This is a genomic window from Oceanobacter sp. ABM4_470, from assembly GCF_056158645.1.
In genome coordinates, this window is the sequence record NZ_JBSWTR010000001.1 from 465,477 (window position 1) to 488,955 (window position 23,479).

The following is a 23,479-nucleotide window of genomic DNA, read 5'->3' on the forward strand; positions in this document are numbered from 1 at the left end:
ACTCGTCATTCCGCTGCATTCGCCGCGGGGTTGTTGTAGAGAGCCAATGACAACCTGTAGGACTCGCGCACGACTGCATGGATGCAGGAGGTAGGGCGAAGCAGGAAGCCAGAGCCGAGAGCTGTGCAGAGTTTGAGCCACTGCTGGAATAACTTATACTCCGACAGCCTGTTGGGTGTTCAATGCATCTGATGGGCTGTTTTTATTTTTGGAATCTCTGAGGACGACGATGATTGAATCCGTAAAGGTTGGTGAACTGGACGTCAGCAACAACAAGCCGTTCACTCTGTTTGGCGGTATGAACGTGCTGGAAAGCCGTGATCTGGCGATGAAAATTTGTGAAACCTACGTTGAAGTGACCAGCAAGCTGGGCATTCCGTACGTGTTCAAGGCATCGTTCGACAAGGCCAATCGTTCTTCCGTAACGTCCTACCGCGGCCCGGGCATGGAAGAAGGTTTGAAGATCTTTGAAGAGATCAAATCGACCTTCAATGTGCCAATCATCACCGACGTTCATGAACCTTACCAGGCCGCTCCGGTTGCCGAGGTGGTTGACGTGATTCAGCTGCCTGCCTTCCTGGCCCGTCAGACCGATCTGGTGGTTGCGATGGCTGAAACCGGCGCTGCAATCAACGTCAAAAAGCCACAGTTCCTGGCACCGCACGAGATGCGGCATATCATCAAGAAGTTTGCCGAAGCTGGTAACGAGCGCGTGATGCTGTGCGAGCGTGGTTCTTCTTTCGGCTACAACAACCTGGTGGTTGATATGTTGGGTATGGACGACATGAAAGTGATGGCGCCGGTGGTCTTTGATGCTACTCACGCCTTGCAGCGTCCGGGCGGTCGTACCGATTCTGCCGGTGGTCGTCGTCAGCAGGCCTTTGAACTGGCGCGCTCCGGTATGGCGTTGGGCTTGGGTGGTCTGTTTATTGAGGCGCATCCAAACCCGAATGAAGCCAAGTGTGACGGCCCATGTGCACTGCCGCTGGACAAGCTGGAGCCGTACCTGGCCCAGATGAAAGCCGTGGATGAGCTGGTCAAGTCATTCGATAAGGTTGTGATCGACTGATCGATTGGCTGTCGACGCCGGACGCCGATTTGATTGGTGCTAGTGCTTGACAGTTGATGAATGGGTCGGGATAATCTCGGCCCTATTTCTCAGGTGGCCTGCATTTTGTCTGGCGCCTTTATCAAAACGAACCCAATTTTGAGGAGCCGACTGTGGCAAATTCTGCTGGTTCTCGTAAACGCGCCCGTCAGGCTATCAAGCGTCGTGCTCGTACCGTAGCTCTGCGTTCCATGGTGCGCACTTACATCAAGAAAGTACACGCTGCTGTAGCCACTGGTGAATACGATCAGGCACAAGCTGCTCTGGTTAAAGCACAGCCTTACATCGACAAGATGGTTAACAAGGGTATCCTGCACAAGAACACTGCTGCACGTACCAAGAGCCGTCTGAACTCCAAGGTTGTATCTCTGAAAGGTTAATTCTTTCCGGGACGCCAAAAAAAGCCCGCCCTGTTCGCAGTGCGGGTTTTTTTGTGTCTGCCTGAAACAGGCCGTGTACCATTCCATAGACCTGAAGGGCCAAAGCACTTAAAGGTCAAGACAGCTAAGGGCCAGGACAGCTGAAAGGGCTAACGAAAAGCGAACGAGAGCAAACAATGACGACAGGGAAACCGGATAACGCCGGGGAATCCGCCAACACGGAAACAGAGCAGGCGACAGACAATACAACGAACAAGGCGGCAAAAGCCCCGTCATCGGGCGGCAGCCTGCTGAAGTCATCGTCCATTGTCAGTGTACTGACCTTGTTGAGCCGGGTGTTGGGCTTGGTGCGTGATGTGGTGGTGGCGCAGTACTTTGGTACTCGCATCGATCCGTTCTTGGTTGCGTTTAAGATTCCGAATTTTTTCCGCCGGTTGTTTGCGGAAGGAGCGTTTTCCGTCGCCTTTGTGCCGGTGCTGAGTGAATACCGCACCCAGCGCACATTGGCAGATGTGCAAATGCTGGTGTCGCGGGTATCCGGGGCGCTGGGATTGTCGATCCTTGGTCTGACGGTTGTGGCCTTGTTGTTTGCCGATTATTTGCCCTGGTTGTTTGCGCCAGGTTTTGCCCAGGACCCGGCCAAGTTCGCCCTTACCGGCGACCTGTTGCGCATTACCTTTCCTTATTTGTTGTTTATTGCCCTGACGGCCTTTGCTGCCGGCGTGTTGAACAGTTACGGCCGTTTCGCTGTGCCGGCGTTTACGCCGGTATTGCTGAACGTCACGCTGATCAGCGTCACCTTGTTTGCTACCGACTGGTTTGATGAACCTCTGTTTGCGCTGGCCTGGGGTGTGTTCTTTGCTGGTTTGATTCAGCTGTTGTTCCAACTGCCGTTTTTGTTGCGCTTGCGCTTGCTGGTGATGCCGGTGTACGACCGCAAGGACGAAGGCGTTCAGCGGATTGTAAAACTGATGATTCCGGCCTTGTTCGGGGTGTCAGTCAGTCAGATCAACCTGCTGTTGGATACCGTGCTGGCGTCTTTTCTGGAAAGTGGCAGTGTCAGCTGGCTGTACTACGCCGATCGCCTGAACAACCTGCCGCTGGGGATCTTTGCCATTGCGATCGGGGTGGTGATTTTGCCGTCGTTGTCCAGCAAGCATGCTGCCAATGATACCGGCAGCTTTGCCAAAACCCTTGATTGGGCCCTGCGGATGGTGCTGTTGCTGGCGGTGCCAGCAGCGCTGGCGCTGATGGTATTGGCAAAACCGCTGATGGCGACCATTTTCTATCACGGCGAAATGACGGCCTATGACGTGGAGCAGATGAGTGTGGCCCTGCAAGCCTATGCGTCCGGGTTGTTGGCCTTTATGTTGATCAAGGTGTTGGCGCCGGGTTTCTATGCCCGCCAGGACACCAAAACCCCGGTCAAAATTGGCATTCAGGCAATGGTTGTGAACATGGTTTTCAACCTGTTGCTGGTGTTCTCGTTTGCCCATGTTGGCCTGGCGATGGCGACGGCGATTTCCTCATATTTCAATGCCGTGATGCTGTACTGGGTATTGCGCCGCGAGGGCGTGCTGTCGCATCAGGCCGGCTGGTTTGGCTTTGGCTGTAAGTTGTTACTGGCCAATGGCGTCATGGTTGGCTTGAGCTATTGGCTGATGGGTGACGCCGCGGGCTGGCTGGATATGACGTCAAGCCAGCGCATTGTGCATATGGCGATACTGGTGATTGCCGGAGCCGGGGCCTACGCCGTCACGCTGATTGCGGCGGGCTTGCGGCCGCGTCACTTGAAAGGCTCACTTTTCAACTGAGCCACGACACCCAGGTGCGGTATGGGCCTGATGCATCAGTGTGTTTGCGCCGGAATTCGCAAGAAACCCGCGACCAAACGCTGCTTTGGCTGTTACCTGAGCAGCGGCTTGGCTATAATCTCGCCCCTTGGTTTGAGCTTGCTCCTGATTTCCGATTAAAAAGGACCCATCGTTCCCATGCGTTTGTTACGCGGTTTGCACAATATTCCCGCTGAGTTCTCCGGTTGTACTGCAACCATCGGGAATTTTGATGGCCTGCATCTGGGGCATCAGGCGATCCTGCAGGCGCTGCACCGGGTGGCTGACTCTCACAAGCTGCCGACGCTGGTGATGATCTTTGAGCCTCAACCGAAGGAGTTTTTTGCCCTCAACAAGGCCCCAGCGCGGCTGGCCAATTTGCGCGAAAAACTGATGGACCTGGACGCTGACCATGTCGATTACGTGCTGTGCCTGCCGTTTAACCAGGCGCTGCGCTCCATGTCGGCAAATGAGTTTATTAACCAGGTACTGGTCGATGCCTTGGGTGTGCGTCACCTGATTGTCGGCGACGATTTCCGCTTTGGTTGCGACCGCAAAGGTGATTATCAGGCGCTGGCACAAGCGGGCAAACAGCACGGCTTCGACGTCGAAGATTCTTCTACCTATTTGATGGCCGGCGAGCGTGTGTCCAGCACCCGGGTGCGTCAGGAGCTGGAAAACAACCGTCTGACGGAAGTCGAAAAGCTGCTGGGTCGACCGTATTCGATGTCGGGCCGGGTGGCTCATGGCCGTCAGTTGGGACGCACGATTAATACTCCCACCGCCAATATTTTGCTGAAGCGTCATCGTTTGCCCATTCAAGGGGTGTTTGCGGTACAGGCCTTCGACGAAGACAGCGGTGAAGAATTTCTGGGTGTCGCCAACGTCGGCAACAAGCCCAGTATTACAGACATCCCGGAACCGTCACTGGAAGTGCACTTGTTCGGCTACAGCGGTGACCTTTATGGCCACCATCTGACGGTGTCGTTCTGGCACAAGATCCGTGACGAGAAAAAATTCAACAGCCTCGATGAACTGAAACAGGCCATCGAGGACGATAAGGTAGCGGCCAAACGGTACTTTGCTTCCTTACCTCATTCCTTTCGTGCCATCGGACGCCGCACTCACAGTGTGATGACGTCGGCACGACCAACCGAATAAACGAACATCAGAAGCGACGAGCTGATATGAACGATAAAGTGGAAAGCCAATACAAAGCGACCCTGAACCTGCCTGACACCGAATTTCCGATGCGTGGCAACCTGGCCAAGCGCGAGCCCGATATGCTGGCGCGCTGGGAAGAAATGGGTCTGTACCAGAAAATTCGTGAAGCTCGCGCTGGTCGTAACAAGTTTATCCTGCACGATGGCCCTCCGTACGCCAACGGCAACATTCACATCGGCCACGCGGTGAACAAGATCCTCAAGGACGTGATCATCAAGTCCCGTACCATGAGTGGTTTTGATGCCCCGTACATCCCGGGCTGGGACTGTCACGGTCTGCCGATCGAACTGAAAGTGGAAGAACAGGTCGGCAAGGCCGGCGTGAACGTCAGCGCCAGCGAATTCCGTAACCATTGCCGCGAGTACGCCGCCAAGCAGGTGGACGGTCAGCGTGCCGACTTCAAACGTCTGATGGTGTTCGGTGACTGGGAAAACCCGTACCTGACCATGGACTTCAAAACCGAAGCCGACATCGTTCGCACGCTGGGCAAAATCATCGACAAGGGCCACCTGCACAAGGGCTTCAAGCCAGTGAACTGGTGTCCTGACTGTGGTTCTGCGTTGGCGGAAGCCGAAGTGGAATATCAGGACAAGAAATCCATCGCCATCGATGTGAAATTCAACTTTGTTGATAGCGCCGCGATTCTGGCCGTATTTGGTGCTGATGCTGCGCTGGCCGACAAGCCAGTTAGTCTGGTGATCTGGACCACCACGCCATGGACCCTGCCTGCCAACGAAGCGGTATCCGTTCATCCAACGCTGGAATACTCACTGGTACTGTTGAAAGAACAGAACGAAATGCTGATTCTGGCCGCCGATCTGGTGGCTGATGCCATGGGTCGTTACGGCATCGATGCGGAAGGCTATGAGATTCTGGCCACCGCCAAGGGCGCAGACTTCGGCTGGACTGCAGAACAAAAAGCGGCAGGCGAAGCGGCTCCGTTTGCTTTGAAACACCCGTTCATGCCAGCGTCTGACGGTTCTGCCAAACAAGTACCTGTGATCACGGGCGACCACGTCACCGCAGACGCCGGTACCGGTTCTGTTCACACCGCGCCAATGCACGGTGCCGACGACTATAACGTGTGTCAGACCTTCGGCATCACCTCCGAGCAGATGCTGGTTGATGGCGCTGGTAACTTCATCAGCAACCCGGCGCTGGAAGCTCTGGAACTGACAGGCCTGAGCACTGCCGACAAGGGCAGCTTCCGCGCGCTGGGCATTCTGGCCGAGAAAGGCGCTCTGCTGAAGAAAGCCAACATCAAGCACAGCTACCCGCACTGCTGGCGTCACAAGACCCCAATCATCTTCCGTGCGACGCCACAGTGGTTTATCTCCATGAACCAGGCGGGTCTGCTGGATCAGGCCATGCACGAAGTGAAAAACACCGTTGAATGGCGTCCGGGCTGGGGTCAGGCGCGTATTGAAAGCATGATGACGGATCGCCCTGACTGGTGTATCTCCCGTCAGCGCACCTGGGGTGTGCCAATCGCCTTGTTTGTTCACAAGGACAGCAGCGAACTGCACCCACGTTCTGCTGAGTTGATCGAGCAAGTTGCGCTGAAAATTGAAGAATCTGGTATTGATGCCTGGTTCGAGCTGGACGCTACCGAACTGCTGGGCGACGACGCTGCCGATTACGTCAAGGTGACCGATACCCTCGACGTCTGGTTCGACTCCGGTGTGACCCACACTGCGGTGTGCAAGGCGCGCGAAGAACTGACTTTCCCGGCGGATATGTACCTGGAAGGCTCTGACCAGCACCGCGGCTGGTTCCAGTCCTCGCTGCTGACGTCTACCGCAGCCTACGGCCAGGCGCCGTACAAAACCGTACTGACCCACGGTTTTACCGTGGATGGTGAAGGCCGCAAGATGTCAAAGTCATTGGGCAACACCGTTGAGCCTCAGAAAGTTCTCAACAGCCTGGGTGGTGACATCCTGCGTTGGTGGGTAGCCGACACCGACTACAGCGGTGAGATGACTGTATCCGACGAGATTCTGAAGCGTAATGCCGATGCTTACCGTCGTGTGCGCAACACCTGTCGCTTCCTGTTGGCCAACATTGCAGGCTTTAATCCATCCACCGATCTGGTGAAGGGCGAAGAACTGCTGCCACTGGATGCCTGGATGGTGGACTGCACCCGCCAGCTGCAGGAAAAAGTGATCGCCTACTATAACGATTACGACTTCAAGGGCCTGACCAAGACGCTGATGAACTTCTGTGTCTCCGAGCTGGGTGGCTTCTACCTGGACGTGATCAAGGACCGTCAGTACACCTGTAAGTCCGACGGCCTGCCACGTCGTAGTGCCCAGACGGCCTTGTTCCACGTGTTGGAAGCCATGGCACGCTGGATTGCGCCGGTACTGAGCTTCACTGCTGAGGAAATCTGGGACAACCTGCCGGGTGACCGCAGCGAGTCTGTATTCCTGGCGGAATGGTACAGCGACTTCCCGGTACTGGCCGAGACCGGCTTCAGCAACGACTACTGGCTGACCGTGATGTCTGTTAAAGAAGCCGTGAATGGTCAGCTGGAAAAAGCCCGTGGTGAAAAAGCCATTGGCGCCAGCCTGAGTGCCAACGTGGTGCTGTACGCCAACGACGAGCTGAAAGCCAAACTGGACCAGCTGGGCAACGAGCTGCGCTTCGTGCTGCTGACGTCTGCGGCTACCGTTGAAGCCTTTGACGCCGACGCCGGTAACGCCACTGAGCTGGATGGTCTGCGGGTGGCCGTTGTTGCTTCCGAAGAAGAGAAGTGTGAACGCTGCTGGCACCACAGCGAGACTGTGGGAACCAATGCCCAGCATCCGACTCTGTGTCAGCGCTGTGTAGACAACGTAGAAGGAGAGGGCGAAGTTCGCCTGTACGCCTGATGTTCAATTTCAAAACAACCTCGCTGGGTTGGATCTGGATTACGGTCGCAGTATTCGTGGTGGATATTGCGACCAAACAAATCGCCGAAGCCATGCTGAATTACGGCGATCCGGTATTTCTGCTGCCGGTGCTGGACTTCACCCTGCTGTATAACCGCGGGGCTGCGTTCAGCATGTTGGCAGACCAGCCAGGTTGGCAACGCTGGTTCTTCACCCTGATTTCTGCAGCGGTGAGTGTGGTGTTGTTTGTGTGGATGAGCCGGTTGCCCAAGCGTCCGGCGTGGCTTGGTATTGCCCTTGCTTTGATTCTGGGCGGCGCACTGGGTAACCTGTTTGATCGGGTGGCGTTTGGTCATGTGATCGATTTTATTTCGGTGCATTGGGACAACGCCTACTTCCCGGCCTTCAACATCGCCGACTCCGCCATTACCATAGGTGCCATCATGATGGCCGTGGATGTGGTGCGAGACAGCTTTGCGGCCGGTAAGTCCGATGACAGTTCCGGCAGCAAATCCGGTAATGGCGCCAGCTAACCACACAGAATCAAAACAAGAGGTGACTTATGTCCTTGGGCGTAATCGCAAGCGGTAGCAAAGTTTCTTTCCACTTTTCCCTGAAGCTGGATGACGATCAGGTGGTGGATTCCACCTTTGACGGTCAGCCGGCCACCATGGTGGTCGGAGATGGCAATTTGCCGGAAGGCTTTGAAGAGCTGCTGTACGGTCTGGTGACTGGCGATCGCAAGACCTTCACTGTGGCGCCGGAAAAGGCCTTTGGCCAGCACAACCCGAACAACGTCCAGCGCATGAAGCGGTCCGATTTTGCAGCGGACATGCCGATTGCGCCGGGCCTGGTGGTGTCCTTCGCCGATGCCTCCAATAACGAATTACCTGGCGTCATTGCCAGTGTTGAAGGTGACTGGGTAGAAGTCGACTTCAATCACCCGCTGGCAGGCAAGCCTCTGGTGTTTGATGTGCAGATTCTGGAAGTCGCCAGCGATACCGAAACCGAGAGCTGAAATGCAGATTAAACTCGCCAACCCCCGAGGCTTCTGTGCCGGGGTCGACAGAGCCATTGATATCGTTAACCGCGCCCTGGACCTGTTCGAGCCGCCAATTTATGTGCGCCACGAAGTGGTTCACAACAAATTTGTGGTCGACGGTCTGCGTGATCGCGGCGCCATCTTTGTGGATGAGCTGCACGAAGTCCCTGACGATTCGATCGTGATTTTCTCTGCCCATGGCGTGTCCCAGGCGGTGCGTAAAAACGCCGCCAACCGCGGTTTGAAAGTGTTCGACGCAACCTGTCCTCTGGTGACCAAGGTGCATCTGGAAGTGGCTCGCTACAGTGCGGATGGCAGTGAGTGCATCCTGATTGGCCATAAAGGCCACCCTGAGGTGGAAGGCACCATGGGCCAGTACGATCACAGCAAGGGCGGTGATATGTATCTGGTGGAAAATGAGGAAGATGTGCAAGCCTTGCAAGTGCGCGATCCTTCTCGTTTGTCTTATGTTACCCAGACGACCCTGTCGATGGACGATACCGCCAAGGTCATCGATGCCTTGCGGGTTAAATTCCCGATGATTCAGGGGCCGCGCAAGGACGACATCTGTTATGCCACCCAGAACCGTCAGGACGCCGTGAAACAGCTGGCTGCCGAATGCGATTTACTGCTGGTGGTCGGCTCCCCGAACAGCTCCAACTCCAATCGTTTGCGCGAACTGGGCGAGCGTATGGGAGCAAAAGCGTTTTTGGTGGACAATGCTTCAGAGTTGGAAGAAAGCTGGTTTGAAGGTGCGACTGCTGTTGGTATTACCGCCGGGGCTTCTGCACCTGAGGTACTGGTGCAGGAAGTGATTAGCCGCTTGCAGAGCTTTGGTGGCAAAACGGCAGAAGAAATCGATGGTGTACAGGAGAACGTGGTGTTCTCGTTGCCAAAAGAGCTGCGGATGAAAGAAGTCTGATTCTTTCTGAGCCCCACAAAAAAGCCCCGAATTGTTCGGGGCTTTTTTTGTATCTGCCGGGGCCTGATTAACGGAATTTAAAGCTTGTTACCATTCCAGTCGTAGCTATCACTGCCTACTGCACGGGTCCGATTGCCAATTGAATCGGCCACCAGCTTGCCATCACCGGCTTGTACGTTGGCAGGGGTGGCTGTCAGTTGCACACATTGGCTGATGGTGCCACTGCTGCAGGTACTGGCGGTGATGGTGTAACGGGTGGTACCGCCATCTACAATGGTTGTGGTGGCTGCGCTGTAACCCAGATCGGAAAGGTCCGTTGTGTAACTCAATTGATCGCTGTAATAGCGCTCCTGAGCCTGCAGAATACTCATCATTTCCTGCTGAGCGTCCGAGCGGATGCTACGGATGATGTAGTTCTGATACTGGGGAATGGCAATAAACGCCAGAATGCCAATGATGGCGACCACCACCATCAGCTCAATCAAGGTGAAACCCTGGTTTTTACGAACAGAGCGCTGCGCGCAAAAACGTGAGATAGCCATGATTACAAACTCCCTGATAGCGGACGGTTAGGTAAGAAAATGGTGGTTTCCAGAATTTGCCGTGGCACACGGTCATCGAACACCAGAGGGTCAGCATCCAACAAAACGTAGCTTCTGTCACCTGTTACCTGGGCAGCATCACTGAAAGCCCGGGCCAGAATAGCAATGCGTACGGCCGTAACATCGGGCAAGTATTCAATATCACTGTTGGTCGGAGCGGTTTCACCCGATTGCGCCGTTGTAACGCTTGCCGGGGCCAGAGTATCGGCGCCTACATATTGGGTAGCACTATTGCCGGCACCGGGGGCGGTATAGAGTACTTGCATTGACTCAATACCAGAGGCAATCGTTTGAACGGTGCCAATGATGGTGCCGGTCGATTCACGGTAGGTCGCACACCGGAGCCAGTCGTCGTAGTCATCGCCAATGTTGAGGTTGCCGTCTGCGTCCGCATCTGCTTCCACCCAAAATACGTCTACAAGGTACTCCTCGTCGATGCCTGCGGGGATTGCCGCACCTGAACAGCTCTGCTGGGACCAGTCAGTGCCGCCGTTATCGACGTAGAAACGACGGATAGCAATACGGTCACCGCTGCGTGTGCCGGCCAGATCTTCGTATACACAGTCTGCATTGGATGCCGGTGGTACAAAGTTCTCGGTACAGCGTTCGGCAATGCCCGGTGCGGTTTCGAAGAAAATATCGCCGACGTAACCGGCGTGACGGATCTGGTCTGTCAGCCAGGACATGCTGAAACGGGCGTTTTCCTGCGCCTGTGAGAGACCGTCCAGGCGGTTACTGGCCCGGTTAGAGCCAATCATCAATTGCATCACGACGAGGCCAACGATGATCGAGATCACCCCGGCGATCATCAGTTCAACCAGTGTCATACCTCGTTGTTTTTGCAGGCCGGTACTGTACATAAGGCGCCTTGTATTAATCACTGATGATGTTGAATTCGGAGACAATGGTGAGTCGGCGCTCGACGATGTCGTCGTCGTTGTTGTAGACCGACTGCCCCTGACTGTTGGTACCGCCAGTTCTGGCATCCCAGCTCAGGGTGATTTGAACGTTATCCAGGTTAGTGCCCGCTGAGCCGATATCCTGATCGACATCGACACGTAGCAATGGGTTGGCCAGGTAGTCGGCACTGCCTGAGCGCGTAAAGTCGGCGTCGGTATCATTGGCGCCTGACGGACAGGCTACGTCCCACAGGTCGAAGGTCGCCATTTCGGTTGCGCTGCATTGCTGTGCGTCGACGCTGTTGCTGCCTGTGTGGTAATTGGCGCATCGCCGGGTAGGAGCTGCTGAGCAATCGACGTTGCCGCCGTTGGTGTGGTAGTTGGGCAGGCCGTCGGTGTTGGCTCTGATTCGATTGGTGATATCGCTGACCATTTGTACGGCAATGGCCCGACCTGAGGAGTCTTGTACTGAACGATCCGACTCCAGCATCAGGGCCATCAGTCCCACCAGACCAATGGTGGTGATGGCAACGGTGACCATGATTTCAATCAGGCTGAAACCGCCTTGCGGATTTCCGGATGGAGCTGTCATGGTAATTAACTCTCTGAGCGGACGATTTGTCCGACCATGCTGATGGTGTAGGTGTAATCACGGGTGCCGGAGCTGTTGTCCTGCGAGGTGGTCAGTGAACCGGTGGCGGTCGCTCTGCCTAATGAATCAAACCCGAAGGTGTTGGGCGTGCCCGACTGCGAGTCGAAATTGACACTGACGTTGGCTTCATCTGACAGCCGGTATTGTCTCAAGTTGACGGTTTGGCCTGATTCATAGACCCGCCAGCCGTTATCCCAGGAAGTATTACCGGCGATAAACACGGTGACAGAGTTAGAGATGGCGTGGTTGCGGGCGAACTGCAAGTCTGACATTAACTGTCGCCCGATCGCTTCGGCCTGGCGATTGTTGTAGTAATTACTCATGGCTGGAGCGCCCACCGCCGCCAGGATACCCAGCACGGCAATCGTGACCATGAGTTCAATCAGGGTAAACCCGCGCTGGTGCGCGGGTTGTCTTGTTGCAGTTACAGCGTCCATTTATTGCAGTTCTCGCCAAAATGTCCTGGTGACCTTTTCACCGCTATCCGGTGCTTCTACGGTTTCAAGGCCGAAGGTGATGATCTCTGAAATATCCGTATAGGTAGAGCCGTTCTGGTCGTTGTCAGACTCTTCCTCGTCATCGCCGTTACCACCGCTATCTGAATCAGATTCTGTGGAGTCCTCAGCGTAATCGGCATCGTAACATGCTCCTGTCACGCTATCGCAAGTCACTTCCTGACGAATCACAACCGGCGTATCCACGATGCCTGGCATGCCCGAAGCAATGATGTCGATTTCGGGCTCCAGAACCCCGGCATTATAAACCAGACGGAAACGGTAGACGGTGCTCTCGCCAATGTCCGGCTCACAACCAGAACGCGCGGATGTAGCTTCCGGCTTGTAGCTGGTGACGTAGCTATAGCCGTCCATGGTGATGGCATCTGACAACACTTTTTCGCCACTTTCGGTCAGCTTGTAGTAGGCGCCAGCCCGTTGTTGAGCCAGCGTGCTGGAGCCGGTGTTGGTCAGGTCCGCCAAATCGCTTTTCTGCAGATTTGGATAGCTGTCAGGCACCGTGGTGGTGTCAAAGTCGTTGATAAAGTAGATGTTATCGACCGTGGTGGTGTTCAACGGGTGGGCTCGATAACCGGAGCCGATCACCAGCTGATAACGTCCTGGGAAAACTCAATGGTCTGGCCATTGGATTCGGTCTCGAAGGTGCCTTCATCAATGTAGGACACATCCAGCGAGCTGAAGAAGCGGACATTGCTGATTTCCGTATTGTCAGAGCCCAGATTAGCAACGACACCGCCTTTTGCGAAAGTGGAAGGCGATGAGGAATCGTCATCGGTTTGAGCCAGATCAAAGCGCCAGATTCGGCCACCGAGATCGGCTGCGTAGAGGATGTCGATATCACGGTCACCATCATAGTCCACTGGCACAATGTCATTGGCAAAGCCGCTGGTCATCTCGCTGAGGTTCAGGTCAGCGCCGGTTTTGGATGCTTTCCAGAGTAACTCACCGGTGATGGGGTCAACCATATAGATGGCATTGCCCATAGCGTGGTCTGTCCGCTGGTTGTATTCGTCTTCAGCTTCATCGTAGCCTCCGCCAAACACCAGTACGTCTTTTTCCTGGCCATTCCAGAGGATCGTGATAGGCGTCATTTCTGACCAGCTCTGACCCAGTTCTTCAAAGTTGTCGTCGCCACCGGAAATCTGCCAGGCGAGTTTGGGTTCGTCGCGATCGGAAACATCCAGTGCATAGTAATTGCGGCCACCTCGACGCATACCGACATAAAGCAATGCAACCTCGCTTGAATCGATGATGTCATTGTTGTTTTCGTCAATGTGGTAGTGAGAAATACGTCCATCCAGACCGTAGGTTTTACTGGTGTCTTTCTGGTAATACGCCAGAGCACTGGACATCAGGTCTTTGGGCAGAAACGCGAAACGCTCTTTGGGGTCATCCTCATTGGTATCAAAGGCATGCAAATAGCCAGAGTTGGTACCGACAAACATGGTGGTATCCGGCAGCGTATCGCCCGCATTGGTGGTCATGGAGCCATAAGTCAGCAACAGTGGACGGCTGTGCAGAGGGTCTTCAATCTCTGTACGTGCAGAAGCGTTATTGGCTGAGTCTGTGTCGTAACCGGACAACCAGTAGAGGGCTTCGGTCCGCTCTTCTGTGGCAAGATCTTCAAACGCGGTCAGCGTCAGCAGGGATGTATTGGTTGGTGTTATACGGTTCCCTGAATCGGTCAGGTTTCTGCTAACAATATTACTGACAATTTGACGTTCATCCGGGTCCGTCAGACGGCGTGCAGCACCGCCGAGCGTCACGTTTTCTCCATCCGGTGCATCTTCATCGAGAGTCCAGTAGCTACGGGCGTTGTCTGCGAAGTAACCGGTGGTTTCATCGACCGCCAGGTCATTATTCATGTCGCGGATTTCGGTCGATACATCCAGACGGTAGCGTTTGATATTACCTGTCCAGCCGCCGGTTGCTGATGGGCTGAACACGGAGTAGTACAGCTGATCCAGGTGCTCGAGGTTGTTGAAGGCGTTTACCGTTACCGCAGGTGCCGCAAAGGTACCGGAGCTTTCGGTGATATTTTCAAATACCGATGTCAACGCACTGCGAAGGGTTTCGGCATCAGAACCTGAGCCGGATACACCGCCACCGTATGTGGCCATGTCGCTCAGGCGTTCCTCATAGGTGCCGCCGATAAAGCCACCAATGGTATGTACATATACCGGTTGGTCACCATCGTATTCATCCGACGCATCGCCGTGGTACAGGGCATAGGCGAGTTCCTCGGCACAGCCGCCATGGCCTGAGCAATTGGCACTGAAATCGCTGTCGTTGGGGAAGTCTTCGCTTGGCAGTTCATCCAGCATGGCGCGAATTTGTTGGTTGGCGCTGTTGTCGCCATTTGGCTCACCGTCGGTGAACACCACAATGTGGTTTGACTGGCACTCGTCTTCGATTGGGGATACGTACTGGCCGTTACTGAATACATCGTCCAGATTCAGGTATTCGGTACAGACAAGCTCGGTCTCGACTTCTTCATCATCGTCACCACCGCTGCCAGTATCGATGGGGTCCAGAGTGGTTGTTGTATAGGCTTCATACTGGGTTTCACCAATGCCGTAGTTGTACCAGAGAGCCACTTTGGTCCAGTAGTACAGGTCGTCGTAGTCAACATAGGAGTCGGTGCTGAAATTAAACAGCGTGGTCCAGTAGGACGAGTCCAGCAGGGTCATGAACCAAGGGACATCACCTTGGCCGTATTCTGCCTCGCTGATGTTGTTTACGGCGAGGTAATAGTAGGCATTGCTGTCGGTGACGGTTTGAGTGTTGCCGCGACCACGACCGCGACCACGGCGCTGTTCGGATACGATGGTAAGGTCGTCGTAATCTTTCCAGTCATCATCTTCGATGTAGTAGTAGTCCATGACGGATGAATAACCGTTCTCGATCATGACATACCACCAGACACTGCTATTCACTGCTGTGGTGGTACCACCGCTGCCAGAACCACTGCTATCGTCATCGTCAGACTCAATTTCCTGTTCTTCCCAGACCATGCACAAGTCATCGTATTCTGTGGTGGTGCTGCCGAACTTGCGGTCTACACCGCGATAGTAGGAACCCATTTCGTACAGGGCTTCCGTCAGGGGAGTACCACCGCTGGCGCTGTAGTCATAGAGAATTTCCCGCACCATATCCCGTACACCGGTATTCTCAATGGGCAACAATGGGCTGCTCAGTCGGCCACCTTCCGAGTTTTCGTTGAACCGGCCAATGGCGATATTAATACCACTGGTGTTGGCGATTACGTCTGACGCAACCTCTTGAACAACCTTGAGGCGTGTCGTCCACTCACCGGCTTCATCGTCCCAGGTGCTTGAACCCATACTGCCGGAGGTATCCATCAGGAAGATAACGTTTGGTGTTGTGTCGCTGTTGTTCGATACATAAATCTCAGTATCGTCGGCCATCACGAGGGCATTATGAAAAAGACCGAGCGCGGTCAGTAGCAGCCAGTAAATACGCATCCCGGTTCTCCTTAGTATTCGTCGCTGGCGTAGCCGCCAAAATTGATGTAATCAATGCTGTTATCTTCACGATCAACACCGATGAAAATCAGTTCCTGGTTGCGCCGAAGGTACAGCTCGGTGGCCCGGCTCAGGTCGATATTGGACTGACGTTCCTGAAACAGGGTGTCCGCATCGACTGAAAACCGTTCAGTCGCACAGTCGTCGCACAGACGTGCAGTCAGGGCCGAGCGAGAAAACGTCACCAGATCGGTTCCTGGAATGTAATAGGCAATGTGGCGGTTGAGCGTTTCGGCCTGAAGCGGTGAAAAGCCAATCAACATGGCGGCAGTCACTAGCAGTTGTTTCATGGTTATTCCTCAGTTCTGGGCCGCGCCTTCAATCAGTACACCCAGCTGCACTGATGAAGCGATATTGCCTGAATTATCTACGGCGGTACTGGTCATGTAGAACGGATTCAGAGATGACGTGGAGGCTGAATTGCCTTTGTTGCATCGCAAGCAAGCACTTTTGGTATTGCCCTGGGTGGCATCGGATACCTGATCATTGGCATACGCAATGGTCACGGTGACGCCACCAACGGATTTGAGTTTGCCGATGGATGGGCGGTCCCAGTTTGGGTACTGATCAAAGGCATTGATGTGTGCTGACTCATCGCCGGATTGCATCAGCGCCGATACTGGTCGGGTTTCGCTACGCTGCAGGGAATTGAATGCGGTTTCCAGATAGCTGTCGGCGGCAACATAGGTTTCCTGCTTGACCTTCATATTGGTCACCATGCGTACTTGCAGGGTGCTTTGCTGCATTGCCACAGTCGCGGCAACGGTGATGGCGGTCAGTGCACCGAGGCTGACGATCAGGGCCGAACCGCGTTGGCGGTTGGGCCGAGCGTCTGAGCGATTCGGGTTGCGTAGCAAACGTCTCATAATGGAATCCGGGGAATTGGTACCTGATAGCCAGAATACCCTTGTGCAGGCAAGGCACCACCGGATTAAGACCAGTGGTTCCTGAGCGGGGATAAGCGGCCGGCCAGGTGTTATTTTTTAGAAGCAGGTCACATCCTGGTTATTTGGTAGCTCTGGTAGGCCTGATTCGTCTGTGTCCCTGCCCTCTCTTACACGGCCCTGACGGGACACGATCAGTACCTTGCCGTGCTGGCGGCCACGGCTGTCGGTGTAGCAGTATTGAAAGCTGCCATTGAATCCTCCGGCAAAGCCCCTCGGGTCAAAGGAGAAAGCGGTGCGGGGGTAGTTTCTGAAAACGTTGGCTTTGGCGGCCGGAATTGTTCGGAGCACGGATTCCCCCGAGTCCAAACGGCGGTTGCGGTTGAAATCCAGAAACAGGGTCAGCGGGTTACGCCATTGGGTTTTGCAGCGGTTACTGGTGTCCAGTGGGCACAGGGTATGCGGAATGCGGGTATGGATGGATTGATGGCGTGCGTCGTTAATGGCACTGGTCAGTGCGCGTATTTCGGCTCTGGCTTCGGCGTTCTGAATCATGCCGTTCATGCCCGGCACCGCCCAAAACGACAATATGCCAAGCACGGCCATGACAACCATTAACTCCAGCAGGGTAAAGCCCGCTAGTGTTCCAGGCCCAATATTCCGCGGGCACGACGTTGCATTCCTTCGCATAAACGTCCTCCTTGACGTATCGAAAGTACTACTTGTCTGTCGCCGCAATCCGTTGCGGCTTTCTTGTGGGCGCGCTCCCCAATGAGAGGAGGTTCAGTGCCCTTGCTTGGTCCCTAGGTTACCGATCTTTTGCATTGTGCACATGACCCGCGAGTATGAGTTTTGAAAATAAAAACTCATACTCCAGAGTGAGTTTTGCGTGCGGGTGGCGAGAGCAAAGGGGGCTGCCGTGTTAAACAGGGGAAGCTAGGGACCCTCTGAAAAACTCTGCACAGCTCTCGGCTCTGGCTTCCTGCTTCGCCCTACCTCCTGCATCCATGCAGTCGTGCGCGTGTCCTGCAGGTTGTCAGAACAAGGCGACGAATGCAGCGAAATGACGGGCCCTTTTCAAATTCGCCAACACCGTTCTGGCGGGCTGCAGGCCGCACCCTACGGGGATGGCAGGGCATTGCTGACTCTGTGTCGCTGATTTTTGACTTGACCCGTCAGGCCTGCAAATCAGCTTCGTGACTCAGCTTCGCCCTGTCATCCAGAGCGGGCACCGAGCTTTTCAGAGGGACCCTAGGTGAAAAGTGAGCGCGTTACTCGATATCCAGTTTCTTGCAGCGGTATCTGAGTGCCCGGAAACTGATGCCGAGCTTTTCGGCGGCGGCGGTTTTATTCCAACGAGTGGCGTCCAGTGCCTGGGTGATGGCGCGGCGCTCAATGTTCTCGAGGTAGCCTTCGAGGTTGTTGGTTTCAATGCGTTCGTCTTCCGGCGGGTACAGTGCGTCAGAATCGGTTCGGTCGTCACCGGGTTGGCTGATGGCTTGCTTGAGGTCCAGGTCGGCCAGTTCAATCTGGTCGGATTCCGCCATGGTGACCGCGCGCTGAAGAATGTTCTCCAGTTCCCTTACGTTGCCCGGGTAGCCATAGGCCAGCAGGGCCTGCATGGCGCTGTCGCTGACGGACGTGGCGGGCATGCCCCATTCCTCGCTGTATTTACGGATGAAGTGTTTAACGAGAGTGGGAATGTCGTCCGGGCGCTGGCTTAAGCGCGGCACATCAATTTGAATCACGTTCAGGCGGAAGAACAAATCCTGGCGGAAGGTTTCAGCTTCTACCATCTCCTCCAGATTTTTGTGGCTGGCACTGAGAATACGAATGTTGATGTTTTCTTCATGCTCAGAGCCAACCGCCCGGATGGCCTTTTCCTGAATGGCCCGCAGTAACTTGGCCTGCATATCCAGCGGCAGTTCGGCCACTTCGTCGAGAAACAGGGTGCCACCCTCGGCGGCCTTGAAGAAACCATCCTTGTCAGCCCCAGCGCCGGTGAAAGCCCCTTTTTTATGGCCGAAGAACTCACTTTCCATCAGGTCTTTGGGGATGGCACCACAGTTGACCGCAATAAATGGTTCTTCAGCGCGGGAGCTTTGATGGTGAATCAGGCGGGCAACCAGCTCCTTACCGGTACCGGACTCGCCAAAAATAAACACCGGTGCCTGGGTACGGGCGACTTTTTGGATCTTTTCCTTCAGCTCCATCATCGAGGCGGAACGGCCCAGCAGGGCGTCGCTGGAAGGCAGGGATTCCAGGTGCAGCGGCACCTTGGTCAGCTTCAGTGCCTGTTGCGACAGTTCGCGCAGACGGCTGATGTCCAGCGGTTTGGCAACCACGTCGAACGCACCGGCCTTGAGAGCGTTCACTGCCATGTCCATGGAGCCGTAAGCGGTGATCATGGCAACCGGCATGTCCGGGTAGCGGGCGTGGCAAAGCTGGATGATCTCCATGCCGTTGCCGTCTGGCAGCTTCATGTCGGTCAAACAGAAATGATAAGCCCGCTCTGGCAGCAGGCGCAGGGCTTCACTGACATTACCGGCCTGATAGCACTCCATGTCCATACGGCTGAGCGTCATGCAGATCAGCTGACGAATGTCTGGCTCGTCGTCAATAACCAGGACCGAGTACTTTTTCATGCAACAATTTCCGTTTTCAGTGTCAGGCGAAAGCAGGAGCCGGTGGCTGTGCGCTGATATTGGATGCTGGCCTGATTGGCTTCGCATAATTCACGGCACAAATACAGGCCTAATCCGGTGCCATTATGTTCGGTTGTGTAGAAGGGCTCAAACAAGTGTTTGGATTCTTCCGGGTCAATCCCAGGGCCATTGTCCATTACGTCCAACTGTACCCGCTCGAGGCTATCTCGTTGCACTGCCAGTACCAGTCGTGCGCCATTGGGATGGCGCTTGAGGGCATAGCGCAGGCCGTTGCTACAGAGATTGTGCAGAATCTGCTGCAAGTGGTCCGGGTCGAACGACACCAGAGTGTCGGTTTCGCAATGAATCAATAGCTGGAAAGCGTGGTCGTGGTTGAGGCCGCTGAATTGCTCGCGAAAGTGCTCCAGCCAGGGCTTCAGACGGATCTGCTCAATGGTAGGCGTGCGTTTGCGGCTCAGTTGCAGAATGTCTTCTACCGTGCGGTTGATCCGCAGGCAGTGCTGCTCGATCACCTGGCTCAGATACAGCTCGTCTTCTTTCAGGTAATCCGTTTCGGCCAGCAGCTGGCTGGCTTGTCGTAAGGCGGAAAGCGGGTTGCGGATTTCGTGGGCAATGCTGGCGGTGAGTCGACCTAATGAGGCCAGTTTTAATTGCTGAGCCTGAGTGGCAATGCGGCTTTGATCTTCCAGAAACACCAGATAATCGCCAGGTTCAGATTGCGGCAGCGCAGCGCGGCGGGCGCGCAGTGTAATGCCGTTAACTTCGACCACCGAACGATCGTCTCGCTCCAGTTGACGAAGTGGCTCGGGCAATGGATTCATCTGGCCTCGCACCAGCCCCAGCCATTGTTGCGCGCGTTGGTTGTAGAAAATGATCTGGTCCGAAGCGTCACAGGCGATGATGCCGTTGGGCATTTCAGCCAGCGCTTGCCAGCTGATGTCTCGCAGACGTTTGAGGTGCATGTTTTGCGATGTCGCAAGCTCCAGCGCGCTGTTCAGTTTATAAGACAGTGCCTGGGTAAGGGCGGCCAACAAAAAGCAGATAAAGCCGTACACGCCGGAGTTCACCAGCTCCGAGGCGTCGTAACGGTCCGGCCAAAAGTGCTGAATGATCAGGATGGCCAGGGTGGTCCAGGCCGCCACCGCATAGCCGAGCAGCCCCGGTGCAATCAGGTTAGCGACCACCACGCTGACCAGAATCAGGCTGGCAAAGCCGGTATCAAGACCGCCGGAGGCGAACATCAACACCGACAGAATGGCGGTTTCCAGAAAGAAGTAGCTGGTGGCCATTTGTACATCAGGCCCAAGCGAGGCGACGGCTACGAAACTGGCGGCAATGACAACGTAGAGAATGGTCGCCACCAGACTGGCGCTCATGGCATCCCGGCCAATCAGGCTGGCTTCCGGTGCCACCACGTGCAGCGCCATGATGATGAGGGCAATGCCAAGGGAGAAATAGCTGTAGAGCTTGAGCAACCGGTTGCCGTTGACGATCAGGTCGCTCATGGTGTTGTTCATGTCATTTCATCCTGAAAATTTTATCTGCAAAGGTTTGCCTGCCAGCAAGAATTTCCAGACAATATCGCCGAAAAATACGAGAAGGTAACCCGAGAGCATGTCAGAGTCACTCCAGATTGCGATGGCGCAATGCAATTTCCACGTTGGCGATATTGAGGGAAATTGCGAATTGATGATCGCCGAGACCGAAAAAGCCCGGTCTGCTGGCGCTAACGTCATTGTCTTTTCCGAACTGGCTCTGACCGGCTACCCGCCAGAAGATCTGCTGTTGCGTCCAAGCCTGCAATTGCGCGTTAGCACGGCGCTGGGTCAGCTGGCCAAACACAGCCAGAACATTGCCATTGTGACGGGCTTTCCCTGGAAAGACGCTGGTCAGTTGTACAACTGTGCCGGGGTTTGGCTCGATGGCGAATGCGTTGGTCGTTACGCCAAGCAGTGCCTGCCAAACTATCAGGTGTTTGACGAAAAGCGCTACTTTGCCACCGGTCGGGATTCCCTTGTGGTCGAATTATTTGGCCACAAAGTGGGCCTGACGGTGTGCGAGGACGTCTGGCATCCAGCGCCGGTTCAGCACTGTGTCGAAGCCGGTGCTGAAGTAATTCTGAACCTCAACGCATCGCCGTACCACATTGGTAAACAGGACGAACGCACGCAGCTGGTGTCTGGCCACTGTATTCAACACAAGATTCCACTGCTGTACGTCAACCAGGTGGGCGGTCAGGACGAACTGGTGTTCGACGGTGCTTCGTTTGCCATGAACCAACGCGGTGAAGTGGTTCAACAGTTGCCTGAATACCATAGCCAGATTGGCATGGTGTGCTGGGACGGCGAAACGCTGACAGCCGCTTCCGATGCAGCGCTGGTGGCCCATGAAGACGAATTGGCCAGCCTTTACGGCGCGCTGGTAACGGGTGTTCGGGATTATGTGAACAAGAATCGTTTCAAGGGTGTGGTACTGGGCTTGTCGGGCGGGATCGATTCGGCGCTGACGCTGGCCATTGCGGTAGACGCGCTGGGGCCTGAGCGAGTTCGAGCGGTGATGATGCCGTTCCAGTACACTTCGGATATGAGTAAACAGGATGCCGCACTGCAAGCAGAACGTATGGGTGTGCAGTACGAGTCGATTTCCATTGAACCCATGTACAACGCCTTTATGTCCGCGTTGGCACCGGGGTTTGAAGGTTTGGCGGTGGATACCACCGAAGAAAACCTGCAATCCCGTTGTCGCGGTGTGCTGCTGATGGCAATGTCCAACAAAACCGGTTACATGGTGCTGACCACTGGTAACAAGAGCGAAATGGCCGTGGGTTACGCCACGCTGTATGGCGATATGGCCGGCGGCTACGGCGCTCTGAAAGACGTCTATAAAACTCGTGTGTTCGATCTGGCGCGCTACCGCAATACCCTGGCCGATGGCGAAGTGATTCCGGAGCGTGTGATCACCCGTCCGCCATCAGCGGAGCTGGCGCCGGATCAGGTCGACGAAGACAGCTTGCCTGCCTATCCGGTACTGGATGCCATTCTGGAAGCCTACATCGAGTTTGATAAAAGCGCTGACACCATCATTGCCGAAGGTTTTGAGCGTGAAGACGTGATGCGGGTAGTGCGGCTGGTGGATGTGAATGAATACAAGCGTCGTCAGGCGCCAGTTGGCGTGCGGGTGACCCGTCGCGGCTTTGGTCGTGATCGTCGCTACCCAATTACCAATGGCTGGAAAGCGGGGATCTGATCCGCTTTCACATTTCGTCTGTCTGTAAAAATGATGAACACTAAAAAAGCGTCCTTGGGCGCTTTTTTAGTGTCTGATTGTCTGGCTTAAGTGTTCGGGCCAGACCGACGCGAGCAGATCAGTCCTGATCGTCAGACTCTTCATAGAGGCCAAAGCTCAGTACTTCCAGCAGGGTGCCGCGGTCGGTGTCGGCCAGACGGCTGGATTCAAACTCGCCATCTTTCAACTGCTGGTGGTTGGGGAAGTTCTTTTTCAGCAGCGCCAGACTCGTGGCTTCTTCGTCTTGCAGTTTCAGTTCGTGATACGCCTCGACCATCAGCGCCAGCGCATCGGCGACGGCTTTGGTACGAGGGTATTGGGTAACGATCTGGTTGGCGCGGTTGGCAGCAGCCACAAACGCGTGACGTTTCATGTAGTAGCGCGCAACACCCAGCTCATGGCTGGCCAGACGCTCACGCAGGAACACCATGCGAGCGCGGGCATCGGCAACGTACTGGCTGTCCGGGAAACGCATCATCAGTTCCGAGAAGTAACGGAACGAGTTACGCAGTGGCAGTGGGTCGCGCTTGGCAACGTCGTCTGACAGTCGACGCTCGATCATCGAAAAGCCCATTTCGTAAGTCACCAGCGCACGCAGGTAATAGGCGTAGTCCACCTGCGGGTGCAGCGGGTGCAAACGAATAAAACGCTCGGCCGATGTCAGCGCTTCTTCGTAGTTGCCGCTGTTAAAGTAGGCGTAAATCAATTCCAGCTGAGCTTGCTCGGCGTACTGGCCAAACGGGTAACGGCTTTCCAGGTTTTTCAGCTTTTCGATGGCAATGTTGTTGGAGTCACGATCAAGGGCATCGCGGGCTTCGGTGTAGAGTTCTTGCTCCGATTGTTCACTCATCTTGCTTTGGGGGCCGGAACAGGCAGCCAACAGTAGGGCAATAGGAAGGATGAGCCAGCGACGTGTCATGGAGTGAATTCCTGATTCTGGATATAATGCTAACAATAAAGCGCGGTATTAAAGCACAGACCTTTCTGTGACCCCAACAACCCGCCAGATCCGCTGTGTGACCACAGTTGCCTTCGAATGTTAGCCAGAGTCTT

General features: G+C 55.0%; 21 protein-coding genes. 9 read left to right on the plus strand and 12 right to left on the minus strand.

The genetic code is table 11. The annotated features are described in order from the left end of the window. Window positions 1-229: 229 nt before the first annotated feature. The 8 genes from kdsA (at window position 230) to ispH (ending at window position 9,378) form a co-directional block, all read left to right on the plus strand. Window positions 230-1,069, plus strand: a complete 840-nt coding sequence (gene kdsA / locus ACXADJ_RS02085; protein WP_475062529.1) for a 3-deoxy-8-phosphooctulonate synthase — start codon at window positions 230-232, stop codon at window positions 1,067-1,069. 152 nt (window positions 1,070-1,221) lie between these two features. Then, the gene (gene rpsT, locus ACXADJ_RS02090; RefSeq protein WP_028293410.1) at window positions 1,222-1,488 is read left to right on the plus strand and encodes a 30S ribosomal protein S20; all 267 of its coding nucleotides are present in this window, start codon (window positions 1,222-1,224) and stop codon (window positions 1,486-1,488) included. Between the two features lie 176 nt (window positions 1,489-1,664). Continuing rightward, on the plus strand, window positions 1,665-3,302 hold the full coding sequence (murJ, locus tag ACXADJ_RS02095) for a murein biosynthesis integral membrane protein MurJ (RefSeq protein ID WP_475062532.1): 1,638 nt from the start codon (window positions 1,665-1,667) through the stop codon (window positions 3,300-3,302). 177 nt (window positions 3,303-3,479) lie between these two features. Further along, the gene (gene ribF / locus ACXADJ_RS02100; protein WP_475062534.1) at window positions 3,480-4,481 is read left to right on the plus strand and encodes a bifunctional riboflavin kinase/FAD synthetase; all 1,002 of its coding nucleotides are present in this window, start codon (window positions 3,480-3,482) and stop codon (window positions 4,479-4,481) included. 26 nt (window positions 4,482-4,507) lie between these two features. Continuing rightward, window positions 4,508-7,414, plus strand: a complete 2,907-nt coding sequence (ileS, locus tag ACXADJ_RS02105; protein WP_475062536.1) for an isoleucine--tRNA ligase — start codon at window positions 4,508-4,510, stop codon at window positions 7,412-7,414. Beyond that, on the plus strand, window positions 7,414-7,947 hold the full coding sequence (gene lspA / locus ACXADJ_RS02110) for a signal peptidase II (RefSeq protein WP_475062538.1): 534 nt from the start codon (window positions 7,414-7,416) through the stop codon (window positions 7,945-7,947). The genes ileS and lspA overlap by 1 nt, the downstream gene beginning before the upstream one ends. 29 nt (window positions 7,948-7,976) lie before the next feature. Further along, complete coding sequence (gene fkpB, locus ACXADJ_RS02115; protein WP_028293413.1) at window positions 7,977-8,432, plus strand: FKBP-type peptidyl-prolyl cis-trans isomerase; 456 nt, start codon at window positions 7,977-7,979, stop codon at window positions 8,430-8,432. Between the two features lies 1 nt (window position 8,433). Beyond that, window positions 8,434-9,378 (plus strand): 4-hydroxy-3-methylbut-2-enyl diphosphate reductase, encoded by a 945-nt coding sequence (gene ispH / locus ACXADJ_RS02120; protein ID WP_475062540.1) that lies wholly within the window; start codon window positions 8,434-8,436, stop codon window positions 9,376-9,378. 77 nt (window positions 9,379-9,455) lie between these two features. Here ispH and ACXADJ_RS02125 read toward each other — a convergent pair whose 3' ends face one another. The 11 genes from ACXADJ_RS02125 to ACXADJ_RS02175 form a co-directional block, all read right to left on the minus strand. After that, entirely contained in the window at window positions 9,456-9,920 is a 465-nt protein-coding gene (locus tag ACXADJ_RS02125; protein WP_475062543.1) for a type IV pilin protein, read from the minus strand. A 2-nt stretch (window positions 9,921-9,922) separates the two neighbouring features. After that, window positions 9,923-10,807, minus strand: a complete 885-nt coding sequence (locus tag ACXADJ_RS02130; RefSeq protein ID WP_475062545.1) for a PilW family protein — start codon at window positions 10,805-10,807, stop codon at window positions 9,923-9,925. Window positions 10,808-10,853: 46 nt separating this feature from the next. Further along, on the minus strand, window positions 10,854-11,471 hold the full coding sequence (gene pilV, locus ACXADJ_RS02135) for a type IV pilus modification protein PilV (protein ID WP_475062547.1): 618 nt from the start codon (window positions 11,469-11,471) through the stop codon (window positions 10,854-10,856). A gap of 5 nt (window positions 11,472-11,476) precedes the next feature. Then, window positions 11,477-11,968 (minus strand): GspH/FimT family pseudopilin, encoded by a 492-nt coding sequence (locus ACXADJ_RS02140; protein ID WP_475062549.1) that lies wholly within the window; start codon window positions 11,966-11,968, stop codon window positions 11,477-11,479. Next, the gene (locus ACXADJ_RS02145) at window positions 11,969-12,631 is read right to left on the minus strand and encodes a hypothetical protein (protein WP_475062551.1); all 663 of its coding nucleotides are present in this window, start codon (window positions 12,629-12,631) and stop codon (window positions 11,969-11,971) included. Next, complete coding sequence (locus ACXADJ_RS02150) at window positions 12,628-15,531, minus strand: pilus assembly protein (protein ID WP_475062553.1); 2,904 nt, start codon at window positions 15,529-15,531, stop codon at window positions 12,628-12,630. Before ACXADJ_RS02150 ends, ACXADJ_RS02145 begins: the two co-directional genes overlap by 4 nt. 11 nt (window positions 15,532-15,542) lie before the next feature. Beyond that, entirely contained in the window at window positions 15,543-15,881 is a 339-nt protein-coding gene (locus ACXADJ_RS02155; protein ID WP_028293418.1) for a hypothetical protein, read from the minus strand. A 9-nt stretch (window positions 15,882-15,890) separates the two neighbouring features. Then, window positions 15,891-16,457: a pilus assembly PilX family protein gene (locus tag ACXADJ_RS02160; protein WP_475062555.1), complete on the minus strand. Its 567-nt coding sequence runs from the start codon at window positions 16,455-16,457 to the stop codon at window positions 15,891-15,893. Window positions 16,458-16,574: 117 nt separating this feature from the next. Continuing rightward, on the minus strand, window positions 16,575-17,165 hold the full coding sequence (locus tag ACXADJ_RS02165) for a GspH/FimT family pseudopilin (RefSeq protein WP_475062557.1): 591 nt from the start codon (window positions 17,163-17,165) through the stop codon (window positions 16,575-16,577). A gap of 581 nt (window positions 17,166-17,746) precedes the next feature. Then, window positions 17,747-19,120, minus strand: coding sequence for a sigma-54-dependent transcriptional regulator (locus ACXADJ_RS02170; RefSeq protein WP_475062561.1), 1,374 nt, complete (start codon window positions 19,118-19,120; stop codon window positions 17,747-17,749). Beyond that, a complete protein-coding gene (locus tag ACXADJ_RS02175; RefSeq protein WP_475062563.1) occupies window positions 19,117-20,658 on the minus strand; it encodes a sensor histidine kinase in 1,542 nt (513 codons plus the stop codon). The genes ACXADJ_RS02170 and ACXADJ_RS02175 overlap by 4 nt, the downstream gene beginning before the upstream one ends. A gap of 97 nt (window positions 20,659-20,755) precedes the next feature. On the opposite strand from ACXADJ_RS02175, the gene ACXADJ_RS02180 reads away from it, so the two are divergent. Beyond that, window positions 20,756-22,387 (plus strand): NAD+ synthase, encoded by a 1,632-nt coding sequence (locus tag ACXADJ_RS02180; RefSeq protein WP_475062565.1) that lies wholly within the window; start codon window positions 20,756-20,758, stop codon window positions 22,385-22,387. A 118-nt stretch (window positions 22,388-22,505) separates the two neighbouring features. Here ACXADJ_RS02180 and ACXADJ_RS02185 read toward each other — a convergent pair whose 3' ends face one another. After that, window positions 22,506-23,345 (minus strand): outer membrane protein assembly factor BamD, encoded by an 840-nt coding sequence (locus tag ACXADJ_RS02185; RefSeq protein ID WP_475062567.1) that lies wholly within the window; start codon window positions 23,343-23,345, stop codon window positions 22,506-22,508. Window positions 23,346-23,479: the final 134 nt, after the last annotated feature.

What these genes read in the sequence shown, in the direction of transcription:
- fkpB (WP_028293413.1), top strand. Translation starts at nt 7,977, where the DNA reads ATGTCCTTGGGCGTAATCGCAAGCGGTAGCAAAGTTTCTTTCCACTTT.
- ACXADJ_RS02180 (WP_475062565.1), top strand. Translation starts at nt 20,756, where the DNA reads ATGTCAGAGTCACTCCAGATTGCGATGGCGCAATGCAATTTCCACGTT.
- ACXADJ_RS02170 (WP_475062561.1), bottom strand. Translation starts at nt 19,120, where the DNA reads ATGAAAAAGTACTCGGTCCTGGTTATTGACGACGAGCCAGACATTCGT.
- ACXADJ_RS02140 (WP_475062549.1), bottom strand. Translation starts at nt 11,968, where the DNA reads ATGGACGCTGTAACTGCAACAAGACAACCCGCGCACCAGCGCGGGTTT.
- lspA (WP_475062538.1), top strand. Translation starts at nt 7,414, where the DNA reads ATGTTCAATTTCAAAACAACCTCGCTGGGTTGGATCTGGATTACGGTC.
- ACXADJ_RS02125 (WP_475062543.1), bottom strand. Translation starts at nt 9,920, where the DNA reads ATGGCTATCTCACGTTTTTGCGCGCAGCGCTCTGTTCGTAAAAACCAG.
- ACXADJ_RS02165 (WP_475062557.1), bottom strand. Translation starts at nt 17,165, where the DNA reads ATGCGAAGGAATGCAACGTCGTGCCCGCGGAATATTGGGCCTGGAACA.
- ACXADJ_RS02130 (WP_475062545.1), bottom strand. Translation starts at nt 10,807, where the DNA reads ATGACACTGGTTGAACTGATGATCGCCGGGGTGATCTCGATCATCGTT.
- kdsA (WP_475062529.1), top strand. Translation starts at nt 230, where the DNA reads ATGATTGAATCCGTAAAGGTTGGTGAACTGGACGTCAGCAACAACAAG.
- ACXADJ_RS02150 (WP_475062553.1), bottom strand. Translation starts at nt 15,531, where the DNA reads ATGCGTATTTACTGGCTGCTACTGACCGCGCTCGGTCTTTTTCATAAT.
- ACXADJ_RS02185 (WP_475062567.1), bottom strand. Translation starts at nt 23,345, where the DNA reads ATGACACGTCGCTGGCTCATCCTTCCTATTGCCCTACTGTTGGCTGCC.
- ACXADJ_RS02155 (WP_028293418.1), bottom strand. Translation starts at nt 15,881, where the DNA reads ATGAAACAACTGCTAGTGACTGCCGCCATGTTGATTGGCTTTTCACCG.
- pilV (WP_475062547.1), bottom strand. Translation starts at nt 11,471, where the DNA reads ATGACAGCTCCATCCGGAAATCCGCAAGGCGGTTTCAGCCTGATTGAA.
- ribF (WP_475062534.1), top strand. Translation starts at nt 3,480, where the DNA reads ATGCGTTTGTTACGCGGTTTGCACAATATTCCCGCTGAGTTCTCCGGT.
- murJ (WP_475062532.1), top strand. Translation starts at nt 1,665, where the DNA reads ATGACGACAGGGAAACCGGATAACGCCGGGGAATCCGCCAACACGGAA.
- ACXADJ_RS02175 (WP_475062563.1), bottom strand. Translation starts at nt 20,658, where the DNA reads ATGAACAACACCATGAGCGACCTGATCGTCAACGGCAACCGGTTGCTC.
- ispH (WP_475062540.1), top strand. Translation starts at nt 8,434, where the DNA reads ATGCAGATTAAACTCGCCAACCCCCGAGGCTTCTGTGCCGGGGTCGAC.
- ACXADJ_RS02160 (WP_475062555.1), bottom strand. Translation starts at nt 16,457, where the DNA reads ATGAGACGTTTGCTACGCAACCCGAATCGCTCAGACGCTCGGCCCAAC.
- ileS (WP_475062536.1), top strand. Translation starts at nt 4,508, where the DNA reads ATGAACGATAAAGTGGAAAGCCAATACAAAGCGACCCTGAACCTGCCT.